Origin of the sequence: Streptomyces vulcanius (genome assembly GCF_042653945.1) — a bacterium.
GTDB classification, from domain to species: domain Bacteria; phylum Actinomycetota; class Actinomycetes; order Streptomycetales; family Streptomycetaceae; genus Streptomyces; species Streptomyces mangrovi.
In genome coordinates this window covers 1-19,569 of record NZ_JBHSFK010000060.1, presented here as the reverse complement: position 1 = coordinate 19,569, position 19,569 = coordinate 1, and the positions used below count along the sequence as shown (strand labels likewise).

The 19,569-nt window shown below is 67.5% G+C and carries 19 protein-coding genes and 6 pseudogenes; 13 read left to right on the top strand and 12 right to left on the bottom strand.

Features of this window, described 5'->3' with window-relative positions; genetic code table 11:
* Positions 1–52 precede the first annotated feature (52 nt).
* From ACFPIH_RS51320 to ACFPIH_RS51310, 3 genes and pseudogenes are all read left to right on the top strand, one after another.
* Positions 53–631: a TetR/AcrR family transcriptional regulator gene (locus tag ACFPIH_RS51320; protein ID WP_381186822.1), complete on the top strand. Its 579-nt coding sequence runs from the start codon at positions 53–55 to the stop codon at positions 629–631.
* Between the two features lie 97 nt (positions 632–728).
* On the top strand, positions 729–1,511 hold the full coding sequence (locus tag ACFPIH_RS51315; protein WP_381186819.1) for an oxidoreductase: 783 nt from the start codon (positions 729–731) through the stop codon (positions 1,509–1,511).
* A 191-nt stretch (positions 1,512–1,702) separates the two neighbouring features.
* Positions 1,703–2,141 (top strand): annotated as a pseudogene (locus ACFPIH_RS51310) (SDR family NAD(P)-dependent oxidoreductase); the annotation flags it as partial.
* A 753-nt stretch (positions 2,142–2,894) separates the two neighbouring features.
* On the opposite strand, the gene ACFPIH_RS51305 reads toward ACFPIH_RS51310, so the two are convergent.
* Entirely contained in the window at positions 2,895–3,497 is a 603-nt protein-coding gene (locus ACFPIH_RS51305; RefSeq protein WP_381186817.1) for a TetR/AcrR family transcriptional regulator, read from the bottom strand.
* Between the two features lie 168 nt (positions 3,498–3,665).
* On the opposite strand from ACFPIH_RS51305, the gene ACFPIH_RS51300 reads away from it, so the two are divergent.
* The gene (locus ACFPIH_RS51300; protein WP_381186814.1) at positions 3,666–4,379 is read left to right on the top strand and encodes an SDR family oxidoreductase; all 714 of its coding nucleotides are present in this window, start codon (positions 3,666–3,668) and stop codon (positions 4,377–4,379) included.
* A 448-nt stretch (positions 4,380–4,827) separates the two neighbouring features.
* Here the strand turns inward: ACFPIH_RS51300 and ACFPIH_RS51295 are convergent, their stop codons facing one another.
* From ACFPIH_RS51295 to ACFPIH_RS51285, 3 genes are read right to left on the bottom strand one after another with little or no spacing between them, the layout of a single operon-like run.
* Positions 4,828–5,634: a strictosidine synthase gene (locus tag ACFPIH_RS51295; protein ID WP_381186811.1), complete on the bottom strand. Its 807-nt coding sequence runs from the start codon at positions 5,632–5,634 to the stop codon at positions 4,828–4,830.
* A 54-nt stretch (positions 5,635–5,688) separates the two neighbouring features.
* Complete coding sequence (locus tag ACFPIH_RS51290) at positions 5,689–6,555, bottom strand: alpha/beta fold hydrolase (protein ID WP_381186809.1); 867 nt, start codon at positions 6,553–6,555, stop codon at positions 5,689–5,691.
* Positions 6,556–6,604: 49 nt separating this feature from the next.
* Positions 6,605–7,603 (bottom strand): NADP-dependent oxidoreductase, encoded by a 999-nt coding sequence (locus ACFPIH_RS51285; protein WP_381186806.1) that lies wholly within the window; start codon positions 7,601–7,603, stop codon positions 6,605–6,607.
* A 154-nt stretch (positions 7,604–7,757) separates the two neighbouring features.
* On the opposite strand from ACFPIH_RS51285, the gene ACFPIH_RS51280 reads away from it, so the two are divergent.
* The 3 genes and pseudogenes from ACFPIH_RS51280 to ACFPIH_RS51270 all read left to right on the top strand — a co-directional run bounded on the left by ACFPIH_RS51280 (position 7,758) and on the right by ACFPIH_RS51270 (position 8,959).
* A complete protein-coding gene (locus tag ACFPIH_RS51280) occupies positions 7,758–8,384 on the top strand; it encodes a TetR/AcrR family transcriptional regulator (RefSeq protein ID WP_381186804.1) in 627 nt (208 codons plus the stop codon).
* Positions 8,381–8,657, top strand: a pseudogene (locus ACFPIH_RS51275) (FAD-dependent oxidoreductase); the annotation flags it as partial. The gene ACFPIH_RS51280 and the pseudogene ACFPIH_RS51275, both read left to right, overlap by 4 nt.
* A 38-nt stretch (positions 8,658–8,695) precedes the next feature.
* Positions 8,696–8,959: a hypothetical protein gene (locus tag ACFPIH_RS51270; RefSeq protein ID WP_381186931.1), complete on the top strand. Its 264-nt coding sequence runs from the start codon at positions 8,696–8,698 to the stop codon at positions 8,957–8,959.
* Here ACFPIH_RS51270 and ACFPIH_RS51265 read toward each other — a convergent pair.
* Positions 8,914–9,585 (bottom strand): annotated as a pseudogene (locus ACFPIH_RS51265) (serine/threonine-protein kinase); the annotation flags it as partial. The gene ACFPIH_RS51270 and the pseudogene ACFPIH_RS51265 overlap by 46 nt on opposite strands.
* 637 nt (positions 9,586–10,222) lie before the next feature.
* On the opposite strand from ACFPIH_RS51265, the gene ACFPIH_RS51260 reads away from it, so the two are divergent.
* Positions 10,223–10,723, top strand: a complete 501-nt coding sequence (locus ACFPIH_RS51260; RefSeq protein WP_381186801.1) for a lamin tail domain-containing protein — start codon at positions 10,223–10,225, stop codon at positions 10,721–10,723.
* A gap of 197 nt (positions 10,724–10,920) precedes the next feature.
* On the opposite strand, the gene ACFPIH_RS51255 is transcribed toward ACFPIH_RS51260, so the two are convergent.
* Entirely contained in the window at positions 10,921–11,397 is a 477-nt protein-coding gene (locus ACFPIH_RS51255) for a hypothetical protein (protein WP_381186798.1), read from the bottom strand.
* Between the two features lie 92 nt (positions 11,398–11,489).
* Between ACFPIH_RS51255 and ACFPIH_RS51250 the strand changes: the two are divergent.
* Positions 11,490–11,759, top strand: a pseudogene (locus ACFPIH_RS51250) (IS21 family transposase); the annotation flags it as partial.
* A gap of 45 nt (positions 11,760–11,804) precedes the next feature.
* Here the strand turns inward: ACFPIH_RS51250 and ACFPIH_RS51245 are convergent.
* From ACFPIH_RS51245 to ACFPIH_RS51225, 5 genes and pseudogenes are all read right to left on the bottom strand, one after another.
* Positions 11,805–12,341, bottom strand: coding sequence for a 2'-5' RNA ligase family protein (locus tag ACFPIH_RS51245; protein ID WP_381186796.1), 537 nt, complete (start codon positions 12,339–12,341; stop codon positions 11,805–11,807).
* Positions 12,342–12,643: 302 nt separating this feature from the next.
* Entirely contained in the window at positions 12,644–14,023 is a 1,380-nt protein-coding gene (locus tag ACFPIH_RS51240) for an MFS transporter (protein WP_381186794.1), read from the bottom strand.
* 287 nt (positions 14,024–14,310) lie between these two features.
* On the bottom strand, positions 14,311–14,460 hold the full coding sequence (locus ACFPIH_RS51235) for a hypothetical protein (RefSeq protein ID WP_381186791.1): 150 nt from the start codon (positions 14,458–14,460) through the stop codon (positions 14,311–14,313).
* 361 nt (positions 14,461–14,821) lie between these two features.
* Positions 14,822–15,307, bottom strand: coding sequence for a hypothetical protein (locus tag ACFPIH_RS51230; RefSeq protein ID WP_381186788.1), 486 nt, complete (start codon positions 15,305–15,307; stop codon positions 14,822–14,824).
* Between the two features lie 300 nt (positions 15,308–15,607).
* Positions 15,608–15,727, bottom strand: a pseudogene (locus ACFPIH_RS51225) (transposase); the annotation flags it as partial.
* A gap of 153 nt (positions 15,728–15,880) precedes the next feature.
* Here ACFPIH_RS51225 and ACFPIH_RS51220 point away from each other — a divergent pair.
* A complete protein-coding gene (locus tag ACFPIH_RS51220; protein WP_381188028.1) occupies positions 15,881–16,543 on the top strand; it encodes a M15 family metallopeptidase in 663 nt (220 codons plus the stop codon).
* The gene (locus ACFPIH_RS51215; RefSeq protein WP_381188031.1) at positions 16,540–17,223 is read left to right on the top strand and encodes a maleylpyruvate isomerase family mycothiol-dependent enzyme; all 684 of its coding nucleotides are present in this window, start codon (positions 16,540–16,542) and stop codon (positions 17,221–17,223) included. Before ACFPIH_RS51220 ends, ACFPIH_RS51215 begins: the two co-directional genes overlap by 4 nt.
* Before the next feature lie 228 nt (positions 17,224–17,451).
* On the opposite strand, the pseudogene ACFPIH_RS51210 reads toward ACFPIH_RS51215, so the two are convergent.
* Positions 17,452–18,260, bottom strand: a pseudogene (locus ACFPIH_RS51210) (transposase family protein).
* A 225-nt stretch (positions 18,261–18,485) separates the two neighbouring features.
* On the opposite strand from ACFPIH_RS51210, the gene ACFPIH_RS51205 reads away from it, so the two are divergent.
* Entirely contained in the window at positions 18,486–18,875 is a 390-nt protein-coding gene (locus tag ACFPIH_RS51205) for a hypothetical protein (protein ID WP_189717740.1), read from the top strand.
* 97 nt (positions 18,876–18,972) lie between these two features.
* Positions 18,973–19,101: a hypothetical protein gene (locus ACFPIH_RS51200; protein WP_381188033.1), complete on the top strand. Its 129-nt coding sequence runs from the start codon at positions 18,973–18,975 to the stop codon at positions 19,099–19,101.
* Positions 19,102–19,569: the final 468 nt, after the last annotated feature.

Genomic DNA, 19,569 nt, shown 5'->3' with positions numbered 1-19,569 from the left:
GCGCGGACGGGTATTTGACTCGTAGGTCCAGAATGGTGCTAGGGTCTGTGCCATGGGAAGGCCCAAGCAGTTCGACCCTGACGCGGCGGTCGAGCAGGCGATGCAGGTGTTCTGGCGTCAGGGCTATGGCGCCACCACGCCTCAATGCCTGGTCGACGCCCTGGGTATCGGCAAGGGCAGCCTCTACAACGCTTTCGGGAGTAAACGCGAACTGTTCGACCGAGCGTTGCGGCGCTATCTGGACCTGCAGAACTCGGCCGTGACGGAGGTGCTCGAGGGCTCCGGGCCCGTGAGGGAGCGGCTGCGCAAGGCGTTGCATTTCATCGCGCAGACAGACCTCGCCGACCCCGACCGCCGTGGCTGCCTGGGCCTGAACGCCGCGATGGAGTTCGGCCGCACGGACGAATCCGTGACGGTGCAGGTGCAGGGCATGTTCGACCGCATGGAGGGCGCCTTCCGCGCCCTGATCGAGGAGGGCCAGCGCGCCGGGGAGATCGATGCCGGGCGTGATGCGAAGGCCCTCGCCAGCATGCTGCTGAACACCGTCAACGGCATGCGGCTCACGGCCCGTGTCGAGTCGGTGCCCGACCGCCTCCTCAGGGTGATCGACACCACCATCGACCTCCTCTGACTCCTGCCGCAGACCTCTGACTCCTGCTGCACGTATGGATTCGGACATGCCGCTTCATGGCCAAATTTTGTACCTACAGTTCAAGAAAAGGATGACCATGAATCTCGACCTCACCAACAAGACCGCAGTCGTCACCGGAGCCAGCCGGGGAATCGGACTGGCCACCGTCCAGGCGCTGACAGCAGAAGGCGTCCGCGTCCTCGGTGCCGCCCGCACGATCACCAGCGAGCTCAAGGAGACCGGCGCCCTCACCGTGAGCGCCGACCTCGGTACCGCCGAGGGGGCGCGCACCCTGATCGACGCAGCCCTCACGGAGCTGGGCGGAATCGACCTGCTGGTCAACAACGTCGGTGGTGGTGACGACCTCGCCGTCAAGGGTTTCCTCGACACCGACGACGAGCAGTGGACGTCCATTCTCGACATCAACCTGCTCAGCACCGTCCGGGTCAGCAGGTCCGCCCTCCCCAGCCTCATCGAGCGCAAGGGGGCGATCGTCAACGTGTCCTCGGTCGTCGCGCACCTGCCGGGTCTCGGCCCCGTCGCCTACTCCACGGCCAAGGCGGCACTCACCGCACTCGGCAAGACCCTGGCCGAGGAGTTCGGCCCCCAGGGCGTGCGCGTCAACACCGTCTCTCCCGGACTGGTGCGCAGCTCCATCTATGACAGCCCGGAGAAGTTCGGTGGGCAGGTGGCGGCGGCCTTCGGTATGGACATCGCCTCCTTCGTCGAGCAGGCACCCGGAGCTCTCGGCATCACCACCGGCCGCTTGGTCGAGCCGAAGGAAGTCGCGTCCCTCATCACCTTCCTCCTTTCCGACACCACCGCCAGCGTCACGGGTGCGGACTACCTGATCGACGGCGGGCAGCTCAAGGCTGTCTGAGCGCGCCTGCCGTCGCGGTGCGGGCACATGGTGAACCGGTAATCGGTCCATGTGCCGCCGGCGAGGTCCGTCTCCCGCTCGTTCCCTCTCCCGCCTCTTGTCGACGGCGGCGGCACAGTCCCGGGACGGGCACGGAAAGAGGCGTGCAGGGCTGGAAGTGCGTGCGGGGGCACCTCCGATCGCGACCAGAGGTGCCCGCCGGGTGTCGGCTGGGTATCGGCAAGGCGGCAGCGCATGCGCCTGCCGAGGCGGGATGTGACGTGGTGGGGACGAGCCGGAAGCCGTCGGGGAGCACTTCTCGCGGCGGTGTTACGTTCTTCGGCCTCGACGTGACCAGCGACGACTCGGTAGGTGATCGAGAGGTTCGGGCGCATCGACGTCCTGGTCAACAACGCCGGCATCGGCGCCAACGGCGCCGCCGAGGAAATCTCCGTCGTCCAGGCGCAGACCGTCTTCGAGGTGAACGTCTTCGGCCTCATGCGCATGACCAAGGCCGTCCTGCCGCACATGCGCGGCCGGGGACGCGGACGCATCATCAACATCTCCTCCGTGGGCGGGTTCGTCCCCAACCCCTTCACGGCCGTCTACGTCGCGAGCAAGCATGCGGTCGAGGGCTATTCCGACGTTGTACGCGCAGCGACGGGCCGTCTTCGACGAGGTGGTGGAGGAACAGATGCTGCGCCGCATTGTCCCCGCCCGGACCTTCGACAAGAGCGTCCGCAAACTCAACCGGATGACCGGATGACCGGCTGACAGTCACGGGGAACTTGCCAGAGGTGCCCAACACGTAGATCCCGGTGCGCCTGATGTTGCCCGGTCGGCAGCTCGGATTCCGCTCGAGACTGCCTGCGACCGCGACAGCGGCGCCTACCTGCTGAAATTCGCCTGGACGAAGATCGTCCGACACCAGATGGTTCACGGCTCGGCGTCTCCGCACGGCCCTGCCCTGGCTGCCTACTGGGCCGAACGGCGCCGCACCAGCACACCGCGCACACCTCCCGCCGCTCACCGGCGCCCACGCCGCTGGTAGCCGACCGGCCAAGGTTCTCAGGGGCCCGGCGTCAGGGTGAGGCTGGTCGGAGCCGCTGCTGGGCTGAACGATGGCAGGTTGCCCAGGCCGTCGGCCGCCTGGAAGAGGTGCTCAGCGAGGTGACCGCGGAAGAACACTGCGGCTGACACGCTGCGTCCCACCAGCGTACGGAAACCGCCGCAGGGGCACGGGGAACACCACCGGGACGGTTCAGCTCGGCGTGGACCCTGCTATTGGCGGCTTCTGGGCCTGCTCCGGCGACGCACACGCCTTGGGCTGCGGTGCTGCTGCTTACGGATCGCCGTTTGCGGTTGGTGACACGTGCGTCAGTGGCACCCGAGCCGGGCCGCGCTTCAGCGAGGCAGCAGGACGTCGACCTGCCCCCGGATGTCGTCCACGATCTCCTGAACGCTCAAGGCGATGTTCACGCTCGCCGCCATGCTGAGGAACATCACGGCGGACACGATGTGTGCCAGCGTCGCGGCATCGCCCTCTGTGACCCGCTCGTCTCGGTGCAGTACGGCGGCGATGGCCTCCTCGGCCTGCGCGACGATGGCGAGCGCTTCGCCGTGCCGGGGCTCCTCGGGGTCGCCGAAGGCCATCTCTCGCAGGTAGGTGCGTCCGTTGTCGATCTGGGCGCGGTTGCATTCCACGATCGGCCGGACGATTGCCAGCACCGCGTCGAGCACGCCTGGGACGGTCTCGGCGTCCGCCCGACCCCGCTCGAGCGCTTCGGCGTACTTGGTGTTCTGCACGAGCAGGAGGAGCTCGCCCTTGGTCTTGGCGTAAAGGAACAGCGTCCCGGTGCCTATGTCAGCCTCGTCGGCGATCTGCTGGGTCGTGACCTCATCGACGCCGTGTTCGGCGAACAGCTCGCTGGCGGCAGCGATGATGCGGTCGAGCTTGTCCTGCTTGTTCCGCTCGCGCCGTCCGACCGGCTGGGGGGCGACAGGCATGACGGTATCCTCCGGGAATAGAATCTGACTGCACTCAGTTATGACGATAGTCGCTACCGCGTGGGCTCGAATCCGGCTCCGCTCATTCTCCCACGGCAGGGCGAGGAGCCATTGCTCCATCTGCGCACAGCCACGCACTTCACACCCCGTTGGAAAGAAGGAACACCAATGCCCTCCCTCAATGGAGCAGTCGTCCTCGTCACCGGCGCCAATGGCGGTATCGGCACCCACTTCGTCCACGACGCCCTGGCTCGCGGCGCCACGAAGGTCTACGCCACCGCCCGCTCCCCCCGCACCTGGGACGATGAACGCATCGTCCCCCTGACTCTCGATGTCACCGACCCCGCGTCGATCGACGCGGCCGTCACCGCCGCGGCGGACGTCACCGTGCTCATCAGCAACGCGGGCGCGAACCCGCCGAGCGCGAGCCTGCTGGACGTCACCGAGGCGGACATCCGGGCGAACATGGAGACGAACTTCTTCGGACCCGTCTTCCTCGCCCGCGCCTTCGCACCGATCCTCACTGCCAAGCCGGAGTCAGTCCTCGTCGACGTGCACTCCGTTGCCAGCTGGTACGCCTTCGGCGGCATCTACAGTGCGTCCAAGGCCGCACTGTGGTCGGCCACCAACTCATTGCGCATCGAGCTCGCGCCCAAGGGCGTCCACGTGACAGGTGTGCACATGGGCTACGTCGACACCCCCATGGCCGCGCACGCCGACGGACCCAAGATGGGGCCGGCCCAGCTCGTGACGACGGTCTACGACGCTGTCGAGGCCGGCGAATACGAGGTCCTGGCCGACGAGTTGACCGCACAGGTCAAGGCGGCTCTGAGCGGCCCGGTCGAGGCGCTTTACCCGGACCTGCGCAGCACGAACGCCTGAGCCTGTCCTTCGATCCCGACATGATCTCTTCACGTCGGGACCCCGCGATCCATGGCATTCGAACGGCTGACTGGTGTCGAGGAGGCGTGCACCGCCGCGTTCGTCGAGCCGCCGACGATATCGGCGGTCGACCCAGCAACAGCCCGATCAGCAGCGCGGCGGCGCGGGTGAGGAACCCGGGCAGGGTGAGGAAGCGGGCGAACTCACCGGAGGCGGCGACCAGGTCCGCGCCCAGGCGCAGGGATGCCCGGTTGATCTGGGCTTTGGCTGAGGCGAGTGAGGTGTGGTCGAAGGACGTGAGCCGGGCGACGACGGTGCCGACGAATGCGTCGAGTTGTCCGTCGGGGAAGGCACGGATGATCCAGCCCCAGCGTTCGGCGGTGTCGTGTCGGCGTCGTAGTCGTCGCTGGTGAGCAGATCCGGCGGTCTCGCTTCCCGCCTTCGCTGCTCACTCTTCGTAGTGCGGGAGGATGTCGCCGTTCTTGACGTAGGTGAGGGCGGCGGTGACGTCGTACGCGTGGATCGCGGAGGCGAACGGTGTCAGCCGGCTGGACAGTTCCTCGATCACGTCGCTGGTGAAGAAGGCGGCCCGTGACGCGGTGTCGTTGAACCCGAGGACGAGGGAGGCGTGGAAGTGCTGGTCGTGGGGGTTGTCGTGGGCGACGTTCGGGGTGTCCCAGAGCTTTTCGACCCAGGGCAGGAACGTCTGCGTGCGCAGTTCCTTCAGCACTCCGGTGCCGGCGAGTGCGGGAACGAGCTGCGTCTTGACGAACTTCCGGAACTCGCCGGCGCCGACCCCGTCTCTGCGGCGGAGGTAGACCAGGGCGCGGGCACCGACCGTCTCTCCCGGGCCTGCGACGTCGTACCAGCGGGATGAGTTCGGCGGGCCGGCGTGGAGCAGGGTGCGGCGGAACACGTTGATCTCGTCCGCGTAGGCCAGTTGCGTCTGCTTGCGTCCGTGCAGGGGCGCGAGCGCCGACTGGAAGGTGACTTCCGCGACACCGTCGATCTTCCGGTTGTCGGGGATCGAGGTCTCGACCCCGTCGGTCACCGGCCACAGGCCCGGATTGTGCTCGGCAAGGTGGATCTGCCGGTACTCCTCCAGGCCCGGGGTGGCGGAGATGATCCCTGAATGCGGGCCCTTCCAGTAGTCCAGTCCCGTCTGGCGGGGCTGATCGGTGCGCACCCACAGCAGGATCGAGGAGGTGAGATGCTTCTTCACCCGCAGTTGCGCGGTAGGCGGTGACATGCTCATGGTGTTGCCCTTCTCCTTCTGGTCAGGAACGTGCGATTCCGGTGTTCGGGGTGGTCAGCGGGCGAAAAACTCGACCGCGACGGGGGCGAACTTCTGGTGGAACTGGAAGATGGCGCCGTGACCGGAGTCGGGGTAGATGACCAGCTCACTGCCCTTGATGCGCTGGTGCAGGTCGTCGGAGAGGACCGAGGGCACCATGCGGTCGTTGTCACCGTTGGCTATCAGGGTGGGCTGAGTGATCTTCGACAGGTTGTCGGGGGCGGCGCGGCTCCACTTCTTGATCGCCTTCAGCTGCGTCTGGAAGGCCTTGACCTTGATTTTCGCGTCGCGGTCGACGGTGCGCTCCTTGAGGCGGTTGACGAACGCGCGGGCGGCGGGCTTGCCGGCGGCGTTGCGGTTGAAGAACAGGAACTCCTTGGGGTCGGACCGGGTCAGGGCGGCGCGCAGCATGTCCCAGTACGTGGTGCCGGCGACCTTGTCCATGTCCTTGCCGCCCTTCGGCCCGGTGCCGGTGAGGACGAGCTTGCGGACGAGCGCCGGGTGCTTCACCACGAGGGCCTGGGCGACCATGCCGCCGAGAGAGAAGGAGAAGACGTCGATCTTGTCGTACCCGAGCGCCGTGATGAAGGTGTAGGCGTCGTCGGCCATCGCCTCGACGCTGTCCGGTACCTGGCCCGTGGACGCCCCGACACCGCGGTTGTCGAAGGTGATGACGTGACGGCCCTTCGCTATGGGGTCGATGATGCGCGGGTCCCAGTTGTCCAGGGTCGCGGCGAGGTGGACGAAGAAGACGACGGGGATGCCGCCCTTCGGACCCAGCTCCCGGTAGGCGTAGGTGGTGCCACCGGCGCTGATGGTGCGGGCCGGGGCTTGCGCGTACGAGGTGATGACGGGTTCGTTCGGGGTGCCGTTGTCGCTCATGATGGTTTCTCCTTGTGTGGTTCGTGTCGCCCGTCGCTGTCGCGGCGGGTCAGTTGTTGCCGGTGATGACGGCCTTGCCGCGGATGCCGCCCTGGGACAGGGACTGCAGCGCCTGCGGGGTCTGGTCGAAGCCGAACACCTTCCCCACGACCGGGCGCAACGCGCCCTCGTCGACGAGGGCGGTGATCTGGCGAAGCTGGTCGCCACTGGCGCGCATGAACAGGAACTCATACGTCACGCCAAGCTTCTTCGCCTGCTTGCGGATCTTGCTGCTGAGACCTGCGATCGCCAGCCGCAGCAGTGGATTCAGGCCGGCCTCGAGGGCGAACGCGGGGTCCGGGGGACCGGCGATCCCAATGGCCTTGCCGCCGGGCTTGAGCACCCGCAGTGACTTCTCGAGGTTCTCCCCGCTGAGGCCGTCCAGCACCAGGTCGTAGCCGGCCAGGAGGTGTTCGAAGTCCTGGGTGCGGTAGTCGATCACCGTGTCCGCACCCAGCTCGCGCACGAAGTCCGCGTTCGAACCGCTGGCGGTCGTGGCGACGCTCGCGCCGAGGTGCTTGGCGAGCTGGATCGCGATCGAGCCGACCCCGCCGGCGCCGGCGTGGATGAGAACCTTCTGCCCGGGACGCACCCTTCCGCGCTCCACCAGCGCCTGCCATGCCGTGAGCGCCACCAGCGGCAGCGAGCCCGCCTCCTGCATGCTGATCGACGCGGGCTTGTGCGCCAGGTAGCCCTCCGCGACGGCGATGCGCTCGGCGAACGTGCCTATGCGGCCGGCGTCGGGCCGGGCGTAGACCTCGTCTCCGGGCTTGAAGCCGCGAACTGCCTTCCCGACGCGGATGACGGTGCCCGCGACGTCGTTGCCGAGGATCAGCGGCAGCTTGTAGGGCAGGATCTGCTTGAACTCACCGGTGCGGATCTTCTCGTCCAGCGGGTTGAGCCCGGCGGCCTCCACCTGCACCAGTACGTCGTGCTCCCCGACGATGGGCTCGGGAACGTCCGCCACCTGCAGCGGCGCCTTGTACTTGGCGACGACGAACGCTCTCATGGGGCGTCGCTCCTTGTCTTCATCCTGGTTATCCCAGGTTTGTAGGGAGATCAGCCAGTTCAACGGACCGTTGGGGGTCTCGCCTCACCCGGCAAATCCGAGTAGGCTCAATTATGAGTGAACTCAGAATTTTTCGCAAGGGAGGGGGTCGTTCATGGGAGGCGGTCATACGCCGGTCGGGCGCCGGGAGCGGGCCAAGGAGGACAAGCGCGAGCGCATCATGACCGCAGCCCGTGAGCAGTTCGCCGAACACGGAGTCAGCGGGGTCACGACGCGGCAGATCGCCGACCGGGCCGACGTAGCGATCGGCACCCTGTACCGGTACGCGTCCACGAAGGCGGAGTTGCTGATCATGGTGCAGAACGAGAAGTTCGCCGCCGCCATCGACGACGGCCTCGCCGCCGCGAACGCCGCCGTCGGGCAGGGTGGTGTGCTCGAGAGAGTTGTCGCTCTCATCGGTCCTGTGGTGGCGTGCGTGAGGGAGCAGACCGAGAACGGCCGCACGTACCTGCACGAACTCGTCTTCGGCGACCCGACCGAGCCCTACCGGCGTGCGGGCCTCGCCCTTGCCGCCGGCCTCGAGGAAGGCATCACCGGCCTGCTCACCCGCGACGACTACATCGACGCCGCCGACGCGGCAACGCTGGCGCGGGTGATCACCGCGGTCATCCACATCAGCACCACCGCCACCGTGTACCTGCACCGCAGCGACGAAGCGGTCCTCGCCGACGTCCGCAACCAGATCCGCGCCACCCTGGCGCCCCAACACCGCACCGCATGATCACTCGCTCCACGAGCGCGCCATCGAACACCCTGAAAAGGGAGCACTTCAAGAGCACGCACTACGTCGTCGTCCTCAGCGCCAGCCCCGGCGGGTACGTCGCCGCGATCCGCGCCGCCCCAACGTGACAAGACCGTCGCCGTGATCGAGAAGCAGTACGGGGGAGACGTGTGCCTGGACGTCGGCTGCATTCCGTCCGAGGCACTGCCGCGTGACGCCGAATTCGCCCACACCTTTCACCACCAGGCCAAGCAGTTCGGCATCACCGGCGACGTCCTTCGGCTAAAGAGGTCCTAACAAAGGCGTCGCACATGCCGGTACGTGATGAGGCAGGTGGTGAGTCCGAGGAAGGCCTCGTGGATGTCGTCGCGTCGCTCCCATCGGATGCGCAGGCGGCGAAAGCCGTGCAACCAGGCGATCGTTCTTTCCACGACGTACCGGAAGATGCCCAGGCCGGAGCCGTGGGGCTGGCCACGTTCGGCGATGACCGGGCGGATGCCGCGCCGCCACAGCAGGCGCCGGTACTTGCGTGCGAGGCGCCCTCGCCGAAGGCCGGGGTGCCGGTGGCGGCGTAGAGGGCGACCTGACCGAGGGCGAAGATGTCCGTGGCAGGCGTGCAGGCCGCACCGGACGCCTGCTCGGGGTCATGAAGGCGGGAGTGCCGACGATGACGCCGCTGCGGGTCAGTGAGGTGGCGTCTGCGGCCCGGGCAATGCCGAAGTCGATGACACGCGGCCCGTCGGCCGCCAGCAGCACATTGGACGGCTTGAGGTCGCGGTGGACAATGCCCGCGCCGTCGATGGCCTGCAGCGCCTCGGCGACGGCCAGCATCACGGTGGGAACCGGCAGTGGCCCGTGCCGGGTCACGGCGGCCTGGAGGGGGGACCCGCCACATAGGCCGTGGCGAGCCACGGGCGCTCCCCCCCCCCGTGTCGCTGTCGATGACCGGTGCGGTGTACAGGCCCTGCACGAGCTGCGCGGCCCGCACCTCCTGCCCGAAGCGGCGGCGGAACTCCGGGTCGCCGACCAGATCCGGACGAATCACCTTGATGGCCACCGGCCGCCCGCCTGGCGTGTAGGACAGGTACACCGTGCCCATGCCGCCCTCGCCCAGCCGAGCACTGATCCGGTACCCCGCGATGGCCGCCGGATCACCAGCCCTCAGCGACTGGAACACCTGATCCACGCCCTCAGTACTCATCAAACCCCCTTCTTGTTGTGTACATGCCCACTAACCTCGGGTGAACATAAGCGAAGGCTCCTTGCTGCGGCAGCCGAACAAGCGCGGAAGACGTACCACCGTAACTACCCGACGCAGAGCCGTAGTTCACGATCGTGGAAGCTCGGCTGGAGAACTTACTGAGTTGCCTGGAGGCCGGGGGCTCGCTTAGGAACAGCCCGACAGCCTGCAGGTCAGAAGCAGCTGCCCACGGCCCATCAACATGATCTGCGCCCAGTGATGGGGTTCAGCTTGTTCCATAACCTTTGGGCGCATATCGCTTCCCAGGACCAGCTCCGCAGCAAGCCCGTCGAGCCCTGCCCACCCTCCGCCCCACATCGTCCCGGGACGAACTGCCGGACCCCGCTCGTAACCCTGGGAGCCAAGAGGGACGGAACCTCTGCCGAGCTCTTGCTCCTGTGGCCAGGGCCCGGTTCCGCTTCTACGCCTTGCGGGTGAACGGCTCGCCCGCTGCGTCGGAGCCTCGCACTCGCCGGACGGCCTGCCGAACAGTCCGGCCCGCACGGGCCTTCACGCTATGGGCACATCAGGAGCACGCGGTGTTCACTTTCGGTATGCTCCAGGCGCTCCAATCGCACCATTGAGGGGGGAATTCTTCATGTCCATACGTATGCCACACGCCCTGTCTGCGGCCGCTGCAGCCGGCGTGCTCGCGGTGTTGGCTGCCGGTCCGGCCCAGGCCACCGAGTACTCGTCCGCGCTGAAGATCAAAGGGGTGCAGTACGACGCCCCGGGCAGCGACTCCAACCGGTGCTCGGGCGGCAACACCAAGAACGAGTACCTGACGATCAAGAACTACTCGCGCACGGCGACGGTGAACCTCAAGGGCTACGTAGTCAAGGACGCCGCGGGCAACAAGTTCACCTTCACCGCCAGCCACAAGCTCGAGCCCGGCGACTACGTGAAGCTGCGCGGCGGCCGCGGCACCGACTCCGACTCCGGCAACGTCGTCTACCGCCAGAACTGCAACTTCATCTGGAACAACGACAAGGACACCATCTACTTCATCAAGCCCAACGGGTCACGGGCCGACGTGCGCTCCTACACCAAGCGTGCCAACGACGCGGACGGCAACGGCTACATCAACTACCACGGCTGACCGCCCGGGCGTGCCGGGCTTCCCCAGGGCCAGGACGGCCCGGCACGGACCCGCGGCCGCTCGGAGTTGTGTGTGGTCGGAGCGCCTCAGTTGGCCTGTGAGCGCGTCACTTGGTCTGCTGAGCGTCGCATTGTCCCACGGGCTGGCTGCCTGGCCCTGACGGTGGATGTCGCGGGGGTTCGGCCGGGCACCCCGGCTCACACGGCCGGCCCGCTTCCGCCGGGACGCTCTGATTCGAAGGCTGCAGCTCCGAGAGATACCGCGGTGGCCAGAGCAAAGCCCAACACGGCCGGGTTGACGTAACCCGGAACGGACTCGGCGGCATAGGTCCCGCCGTCCTTCGTCTCACAGACGAACCGGAGGGGCAGGTAGTCCACGGTGTAGTCGACGACGCTCAAGGCTCGCTCCCACTGCCCGGGGGTCCGACAGGGCCGAAGCGGGGACGAGTCAGTGCCACCGTCTTCCGCGTCCAGGACCGATCCGGCGACGTGGAGTAGGCCCCACGCATAGAAGGCCGCCGCGACGGCCCCCAGGAGAGCGGCGCTGCTTCGGAGCCACCTCTGACGGTCGGCACGACGGAGTCCCACCCGGCCGAGGGTGCCGAGGCCATAGCCGACGAGGGCGCAGAAAGAGATCAGCCCGGCCGGGAGGACGAGCACGAGGACGAGTGCCATCTGCCGAGTCCATCAGCAGGAAATCGCAACGGCCGTGACGGAGCCCACAGTTCCGGCAACAGGGGTGTCACGAACAGCTGCGACGCGTACCACGAGCCGCCCGGCGGGCGGTGGCTGCCGTCGAGAAATCCTGGCGCCTGGGCCACCGCCGCGTCCACCGCCCGTGGGTGGCCGAGCCCGGGCTCTGGGCGCAATGGGACTGGGGCGAGGGGCCGCGCATCGGCTCACGTCGTACCTCGTTGCGGTGCGCGTGGCTGGCCTGGTCCCGCTTCCGGGTGGTGATCCCGGTCATGGACAAGACGCTGCCGACCGTGGCGGCGTGTCTGGACGCCACGTTCCGGGCGTTCGGCGGGGTGCCGATCCCGAGAGCTTCCGGAAAGAGGTCCAGCAGATGACCAACAGAGGAATCACCGGAGCGCGAACGACGCCCGCTGCTGCCACCTGGTTCCGTCGTGGATTATCAGATCGACCGACGACACACGGCCAGTGACGGGAAGCCGACCGCGAAGGTCGGCTTCGGCCTCCTCCAGCACGGCATCGTCTTGCCCCTGGGCAATGGTCAGATGCGGGACGATCTCGTCGAACTGCCCGCCGAACGGCGGGGTCTGCGGCCACCGGTCCGCGATCGCCTCGGTGAGCCGACGGAACGGGAGGTCCGGTTCGGGGACGAGATACAAGATCCCCGGGAATCGCCCGCAGCGCTCGAACCGGACCTCGAAGGGCCGGTGACGCCCGATCACTTCTCCGATGGCAGCACAAGCACCGTCCTCGATGCGGCTCTCGTCGAGAAACGGGAAGAGGACGGTGACATGGGCCGGAACACCCGCACGGGCTGAGGGGTCCAGCCGGTCACGCCACGCTCGAACAACAGGTTCTGCCTCGGGGACCCTCACGATGAGCCCCGACTGCCCTGCTTGAAACGCACCGGAATCGTCGCCTGCCATCGCACATGTGTATCAGCGAGCCCAGAACGACAGCGCCCTGATTACGACCGCAGGCGGTTGAACCGGCGGACGACACCCAACGCGATCCTCGCTCAGGTGGGGCCAATGGACTCGTACGAAGCCACCCGTTCGATGAAACGCGGCCACATCAGCTCGTCTGCCGGTCGATGGCGCGGTGGGCGCCATGCGCGTCACGGGCCTGGCTCTTGCCGCCGCCTCTGCCGGCGCTGTCTGGCTCGGGTGCGACTGGCCCGCACCAGCCGGTGAGGGGCGGCGCCCGGGGCCGCAGCTCGGCTCCGGGTTCACCCGCTCGGTTTCGCCGGCACGCACCGCCACGCGAGGCCTGCGGCACTCAGGTAGGCGAGCGCGCCGATGGCCATGCTCGTGCGCAGGCCGGTGCTGTAGTCGGTGGCCGTGGCGAGCAGGCTGCCGCCGAGCGCGACGCCGGTGGCGCTGCCGATCTGGCGGGCGGTGTTGAACAGGGCGGAGGCGGCTCCCGAGTACTCCGGGGGCGCGGCACCCATCACGGTGGCGGTCGAGCCGGTGAGGGCGAAGGAGGTACCGAATCCCGCCGCCATCATCGGGGCCACCAGCAGCGCGTAGGCGGGGTCGGCTCCCGCCGCGGCCCAGCCGGCCAGTCCCACGGCGGCCAGGAGCATGCCGGAGGTCACCAGGAGACGGTCGCCGGTGCGTCGGCTCAGCCGTCCGGACAAGACGGAGGCGAACATGGTCATCGCCACCGCCGGGAACAGCGCCAGCCCGGTGCCGAGGGCGCTGTAGCCGCGCTGGTGCTGGAATTCCAGGCTGGCGGTGAACACCATGCCGTAGAAGCCGAAGTTGAACAGCAGGCCGATGACGGATCCGCCCCTCATCGCACGAGAACGCAGCAGGTTCAGCGGAAGGACGGGAGAGCGGGCCAGCCGCTCGCGCACCACGAACGCCGCGCCGGCCAGCACGGCCAGACCCATCCCGGCGAGAACAGCCCCATCGGACCAGCCCCGCCGCCCGGCCTCGTTGAGCGCCGCGGTCAGCAGCGCCACCGCCGCGACGACCGCGCACTGTGCCGGCCAGTCCAGGGCACGGGTGGCCCGCCGGGGCGAGCGTGCCACATGCCGCAGCGTCAGCACCAGGCAGGCCACACCGACAGGCAGGTTGATGAGAAACACCCAGCGCCAACCCACCGTGGAGACGAGCAGCCCGCCCAGCAGCGGCCCGGCAGAGGCCGCGATGCCCGCCATCGAACCCCACAGCCCGAAGGCCCGCGCACGTGCGGCCGTCGCCGGATAGGCCTGCTGGAGCAGGGCCAGGGAACCAGGCACGATCAGCGCCGCCCCGAGCCCCTCCACCAGCCGGGCCACAACCAGGAAAGGGGCGCTCGGCGCGAGCGCGCACGCGGCCGAAGACGCAGTGAACACCGCTACGCCCGAGCAGAAGACCCGCCGGTTGCCCAGCCGGTCGCCCAGCGCGCCACCGGTCAACAGGAACCCGGCGAAGACCAGGGTGTATCCGTCGGTGATCCACTGGACGCCGGTGAGCGATGCCGACAGTTCCCGGCCGATCACCGGCACGGCGACGTTGATGACCGTCACATCCAGGATCACCATGAAATATCCCGCGCACACCGCCAGCAGCGGCGCCCAGGACCGTCGCTCGGACTCCGGCGCCGCCTGGGGAGAGGACATGGACTCACCCCCACCGGCCGACCCCGCGAACGCCACCGCCCCAACTCCATCCCGTACACAGAGCCACTACACCAAAAGCCACTGCCAAACCCTCGGGCCCGCGAGGAAGGCTCGGTGCTGTCGCACCCCGTGCACATTCCGTGTCGACCACGGCCGGCGACACGACATGGCGGACCGCCGGCCTACCCCCGTGCCGCTCGTCTGTCGGCCGGGGGTGAGGTGCCTGCGGGTCGGCACGACTTGTCCGGCCGGCGCGGTCCGGGCTGGTGGCTTGACGGCCGGTGGGGTCAGTCGAAGTCGAAGGTGGCGACGACGGGGGCGTAGTCGGACTCGGGGTACTTGTCGTCCGTGGCGAAGGCGAGGGAGTCGTCGTGGAGGACTTCGTTGTGGATCTCTGAGCCGCGGTAGTGGGCCAGGAGGTTGCGTGTGACGAGCATGTGGTCGAGCGTCTGGCCGCGGCCGTGTGGAAGAGGGTGTAGCGGGCCTCGTTGGGGATGGTGTGTTCGATGGGGACCAGAACCCGGGTGGCGAGGTTGCCGTTGTTGGTGTCCTCGATATTTCCGCAGATCGCCAGGACCGGGACTTCGTCGGGCTCGGCGTTGAAGTCGCCGGCGACGATGATGCGCGCGTCCGGATCGTCGTCGAGGATCTGGTCGATGAGTCGTCTGGCTTCCAGGGCCTGGCTCATGGGCTTCATGGACGACAGGAAGCTGCCTTCGGCCCAGGCATCCGCGGTGCGCCAGATGCCCTTCTTGGGGTCGATCACCTGGCCGGGGATCGTGCTGGGGATCTTGGACTTCAGGTGCACGGTGATGACGTGCAGCAGGCGGCCGGGCTCGGCGTGGTCGATGTCGATCTGCGCGTGCAGGATGGGCCGCTCGATACCGATCGGGACGGGCTCCGCGTCGGGGGGTGCGGCGGTGAGCCGCTGGTTGCGGGGGCGGCGACCAGCTCGTTCTTCATCTGTTGGGGCTTGATGACCGGCAGGTGGGTGGCCACGACCAGATTGCGCACGTCGAAGACCGCGTCGTTTGCGGGTTTGGTGCTGATCAGGGCAGCGCCGTCCAGGTTGGTCCCCGCGAGCAGCTCTTTCAGCGTCAGCAGCGCACGAGGCTGGCCGGGGCGCTCTTGGCCGTGGACTTCCTGGAAGCAGGCGATATCAGCGCGCAGTCGACTGATCTGCGGTTTCATCAGCGTGATGCGTTCAGCCCGTGACGGATGCGCGGTCGGCGCGGTCTCGTCGAAGTTCTCCAGGTTGAACGTGGCAATCCGGATCTGTGTCACAGGGGCCCCAGGGTTCGCCATGGCAGAGATACGTAGCGTAATGATCGTTCGCGTATTGTGAGGGAAGCGGCTCGGTTTTTCGTCGGTTGCCGTCAAGGGGGGCACCAGCCTCTTTCGGTCCCCAGGGCGCCGCCGCGGGCGCCGCGCCGCGTTCGACGCGGCCTTCCCCGACGACATTCCGGCCTGGCTGGACGCCCCCGGATGGGCTGCTGCCTGACCATCGCCTCGATGGTGCGTTCGCAGGCGATGGCGTGGTGGTCGGCTTCGTTGCGTGCGGCGGCGTAGCAGCACTCACTCCCGCAGGGTCGCCCGGTTGACGCCCAGGTCAGCGGCGATGCTCTTGTACGTCGCCCCGGGCGTGGACTCGTACAGGGCCACGGCATCGGCCTTGAACTCGTCCGAGTAGTCCTTCATAGCCATCGGCGGTCTTCTCGCTTCCTCCGGATCAAGCAGATCCAGTATCGGCGTGTCCACCACTCAGGGGGAGGTCCCGAAGTCGCAGGCCGAGAGTCCTTCCTCGGAGAGTGACGGGAAGAGAGCTATGGAGGCACAAGGTCACGAGATGATCGCGTCATGACTGAGATCGTGTTGATGTCCGACGCGAGGGTTGCCGCCGTGCCTGTTCAGGAGTGTGGTGAACGGCTCGTCGATGTACGACGGGACAACTCTGTGCTGGTCGACGAACGAAAGTGGCGGGACCCCGCAGGCGCCTTCGCCCACCTGCGGCAAGGAGTGCTCGACCGACTCCTCAAGGCCCAGGCGCAACTGCCTCAAGGAATACGGTTGCTGTTCGTCGAGGGGTATCGCCCGCCGTCCCTGCAACGTCACTACTTCGACGAATACGGAGATCAACTGCGGGCCGATCACCCGGACTGGTCCGTTGAGCAGGTCCGCTCGGCAGCCAGCCGCTACGTATCTCCGCCTGAGATCGCACCCCACAGCGCCGGCGCCGCCGTTGACTTGACGCTCGCAGACACAGACGGCCGTGAACTCGACATGGGCACCCGCATGAACGCGACTCCTGAGGAGAGCGCGGGCGCCTGTTACACGCAGGCCGACAACATCAGCGACCAGGCCCGCTCCAATCGAGACATCCTGGGCACGGCGCTTACCGCTGCTGGCCTGGTCAACTACCCCACAGAGTGGTGGCACTGGTCATACGGAGACCGTTACTGGGCCATGATGACAGGAGCGGATGCCGCCCACTACGGGCCCAAAGAACTGGATTCGGCATGAACCGGGACCGGGTAGTTGAAGCGTTTCGCCTTGAGGCCGGGCAACTCGCGCAGGCGATGACCGAGGTCTCGGAGGCCGAGTGGCGTCTGCCAACACGGTGTGAACCGTGGAAAGTGAGCGACTTGCTGGCGCACGTTCGGATGGTGATTGCCTGGCTTCCCGACATGCTGACCGCACCGGCACCGACTCGTGCCGAGGTCTCGGCAGCGGAGTACTACCGGCCCGACGACCGTTTCGCTCCGGAAACCAACGCGGCTCGGATCGCTCTGGCCCAGGCTCATGCTGCCGAGCAACTGAGTGGCACCGCACTCGTCGAGGATTTCAAAGCCACTTGGCAGCGTGTGGACCGACTATGCCGGGCTGAGCCGGAAGGGCGTGCGGTTTGCACCAGGCATGGCGATCCGATGCTCCTGTCGGAGTTCCTGCTGACGCGGGTGGTTGAGGTCGCCCTGCACGGCCTGGACCTGGCCGACGCCTTGGGACGCGAGCCGTGGCTGACTTCCCAGGCCGCAGATCTGGTGCAGGATCTCCTCCTCGACCCGGATGGCCTGGTGGCGCTGGAGAAGCTGGGCTGGGGGCAGCTTCGCTTCCTGCGCAAGGCGACCGGGCGTGAGCCGATCACAAAGGAAGAAGCGCTTGACGTCGACCGCCTGGCCATCCGGTGGCTCGTGCTGGGCTGAGAACGTCTTTGGAGTGGATCTACACGGCGTCGGGCGGGGAGGACCGTGGCCGACGTCCGAGGAAATGACACGTCCGTGAGACGGAGACCATGCCGCAATTGAGAACCTACATCTGTCTCAGATTTGGCGGCACAATCTCACGATCTTGGCATCGAACGCGGCATCGAACAGTGAAACCGCAGTTCAGTGATTCGCCGGGTCCAGTCAGTGAGGTTTTCGCAATGAAGATCACTTCCATTGCCCGTTGAGGACGAGGGCGGCGCGGGCGATGTCGCCGATGCGGGTCGGGCTGAGCGTGACGTGCTTGAGTGCGCGCCAGCGTTCCTTGAGCTCGGCGGCAGCGTGCTCGCCGAGGGCGCGCAGGTCTCTGATCAGGGTGTTCGTGGTCCGGGTGTCGGTGTGAAGTGCTTGCTCGGACTGGCCCTTGGGACGGCGGACGGGCACATGGTGCCGATGCCCGCACCGATGTAGCCCTTGTCCGTGAGTGTCGGCAGGCCTCGGGCGGCGGCTTGGTAGAGCGCGGGCAGGGCATGGATGCGGGCGGCGGTGATGTCCGGGGTGGAGCCCGGTTCGACGCCGGAGACCCAAAGCGGCGTGCCATCGGGGGCCGACAGGAACTGGTTGTTGCCGCCGAACGCCTTGTGCTTCTGGCTGAGCCACAGGTCGTTTCCGTTCTCGCGGACGCCCGCGAGGCGGTCCGACTTGACGAGCGTGCCGTCAAGGATCACATGTGCCATGCCCTCGAGCTGACACTGGATCAGGACTTCGTGCAGGTCAGGTGCCTGGTCGGCGAGGACGTCGATGCCTTCGTGCAGGTAGCGGTAGCCGGTGGCCTGGGAGACACCGGCGTCGCGGTCCAAGCAGTTCACACAGCCGCGGTCGCGGAACCAGCGCAGCACCAGCACGGCCTGCCGAAACGATCCCAGCGCCCGGGAGCGTCTGGGAGTTCCGATCTGGCGCCGGTGGGTTTCCAGCAGGCGAGCGAGGAACTCCGCCACGTGGCGCGGGACGTCGAGCGTGGCGACATAGGTGATCAACGAGCAGCCTCCGGTTGCTACGGACATGATCTTGGCGGACTTGTCCTGCCAGGGGATTCACGCCCGTCCGCCGCCAGGTCCCGTCCGATCCGTACCGGTCAAGATGGCTCGGTGTCTGCGTTTGAACCGAATGCCAGTGGATCTCACAGCCGGGGCGTGCCCTGCTGGCCGTGCACAAGGGAGAATCCGCGGTTGGTCGTGCTTCCGACGCAGTACCGTGGGCCGGTGGATGAGATGCCAGCCCCGACGCCGGGTATGACGATCAGCGTTCGGATGCGCCAGGACGTGGTGATCGTCGATCCGGAGCGCTTTGTCGCTTCGGCCCGCGCGGCGTACCGCGAAGCCTCCCCTGAAATCACCGAGGAGAGGGCAGCCGAGGAAATCCGTGATGTCTACGACGCTGTGTGGGCTCTGCTGGACCGCTTCGGTCGACTCGCAGCCGACGCACCAGCGTCCGCCGGACTCCCGGGCCAACGAGTTCTGGACCGCCCAGACGGACTCTCACCTGCGGGCGAATGGAAGCGCATCGTGCTGAACGATCCGCAACCACTGCAGGACTACGGCTGTTTCATGCCCGAGGGGTATGACCCGTTCGCCATCCCGTCAGGGGTGTGATTCCGTCCACCGCGACAGGCTAGTTCGCAAGATCATTTCTCTGAGAAAACCTCACTTGGTAGTGCCGAGACCGTCACGAAGATCGTCAAGGCAGCTCGTGCACGACCTGTTCGGCCCCATGGGCCACGCCCTGGACATCGACCCGCATGACCACGCCGGCCTCGCCGACGACCTCCGAGCCCTGTACGTGGAGGCTGGAGCCGCCTCGCCACACTTGAAGGAATGACTCCGCCACGACCAGCGCCACGCCTACCTACAGCACGGCCGCCCCGCTTCGGGGCCGCGGCGTTCGTCCCTGATCCGCTGGGCTACTTGCGGCGCGGTGAACGCGACCAGGTGCCGGGGCGGCGTGCGGACCGAAGGCCTGTTCACACGAGGCCGCAAGCACGCCGCGGGTGTCCGCCTCGCACTGCCTGGTGAGGTCGTGGACCGCGGCCGGGAAGGTCGGCCTACGGCGACCGCCAGGTCGACCGCCTCGCGGCGCTACACCCCCGTCGCCTGACCGGTCGCGGCCGTCGCTGGTGGCCTCCATCATCAGCGACGGCCTGGCTCCCGACCGCGCCGGGGAGCTGCCGGCCGCTCGGCGGGGGCATCGCCGGGAGGGGCGTGGGTGTCGGTCACGGAGGCCGTGAGGAGTGCCATGAGGTCGGCCGGACGCGCGGGCGTCGCGCTGCGCGGGGGAGTGGTGAGGTCG

Bases quoted from the DNA above. Each gene is read 5' to 3' on its own strand.
- ACFPIH_RS51320 (WP_381186822.1), top strand. From the start codon at position 53: ATGGGAAGGCCCAAGCAGTTCGACCCTGACGCGGCGGTCGAGCAGGCG.
- ACFPIH_RS51255 (WP_381186798.1), bottom strand. From the start codon at position 11,397: ATGGCACTCGTCCTCGTGCTCGTCCTCCCGGCCGGGCTGATCTCTTTC.
- ACFPIH_RS51235 (WP_381186791.1), bottom strand. From the start codon at position 14,460: ATGCTCGTCACACGCAACCTCCTGGCCCACTACCGCGGCTCAGAGATC.
- ACFPIH_RS51315 (WP_381186819.1), top strand. From the start codon at position 729: ATGAATCTCGACCTCACCAACAAGACCGCAGTCGTCACCGGAGCCAGC.
- ACFPIH_RS51220 (WP_381188028.1), top strand. From the start codon at position 15,881: ATGACTGAGATCGTGTTGATGTCCGACGCGAGGGTTGCCGCCGTGCCT.
- ACFPIH_RS51290 (WP_381186809.1), bottom strand. From the start codon at position 6,555: ATGAGCGACAACGGCACCCCGAACGAACCCGTCATCACCTCGTACGCG.
- ACFPIH_RS51260 (WP_381186801.1), top strand. From the start codon at position 10,223: ATGTCCATACGTATGCCACACGCCCTGTCTGCGGCCGCTGCAGCCGGC.
- ACFPIH_RS51295 (WP_381186811.1), bottom strand. From the start codon at position 5,634: ATGAGCATGTCACCGCCTACCGCGCAACTGCGGGTGAAGAAGCATCTC.
- ACFPIH_RS51270 (WP_381186931.1), top strand. From the start codon at position 8,696: ATGCCGGTACGTGATGAGGCAGGTGGTGAGTCCGAGGAAGGCCTCGTG.
- ACFPIH_RS51300 (WP_381186814.1), top strand. From the start codon at position 3,666: ATGCCCTCCCTCAATGGAGCAGTCGTCCTCGTCACCGGCGCCAATGGC.
- ACFPIH_RS51285 (WP_381186806.1), bottom strand. From the start codon at position 7,603: ATGAGAGCGTTCGTCGTCGCCAAGTACAAGGCGCCGCTGCAGGTGGCG.
- ACFPIH_RS51305 (WP_381186817.1), bottom strand. From the start codon at position 3,497: ATGCCTGTCGCCCCCCAGCCGGTCGGACGGCGCGAGCGGAACAAGCAG.
- ACFPIH_RS51215 (WP_381188031.1), top strand. From the start codon at position 16,540: ATGAACCGGGACCGGGTAGTTGAAGCGTTTCGCCTTGAGGCCGGGCAA.
- ACFPIH_RS51245 (WP_381186796.1), bottom strand. From the start codon at position 12,341: ATGGCAGGCGACGATTCCGGTGCGTTTCAAGCAGGGCAGTCGGGGCTC.
- ACFPIH_RS51280 (WP_381186804.1), top strand. From the start codon at position 7,758: ATGGGAGGCGGTCATACGCCGGTCGGGCGCCGGGAGCGGGCCAAGGAG.
- ACFPIH_RS51240 (WP_381186794.1), bottom strand. From the start codon at position 14,023: ATGTCCTCTCCCCAGGCGGCGCCGGAGTCCGAGCGACGGTCCTGGGCG.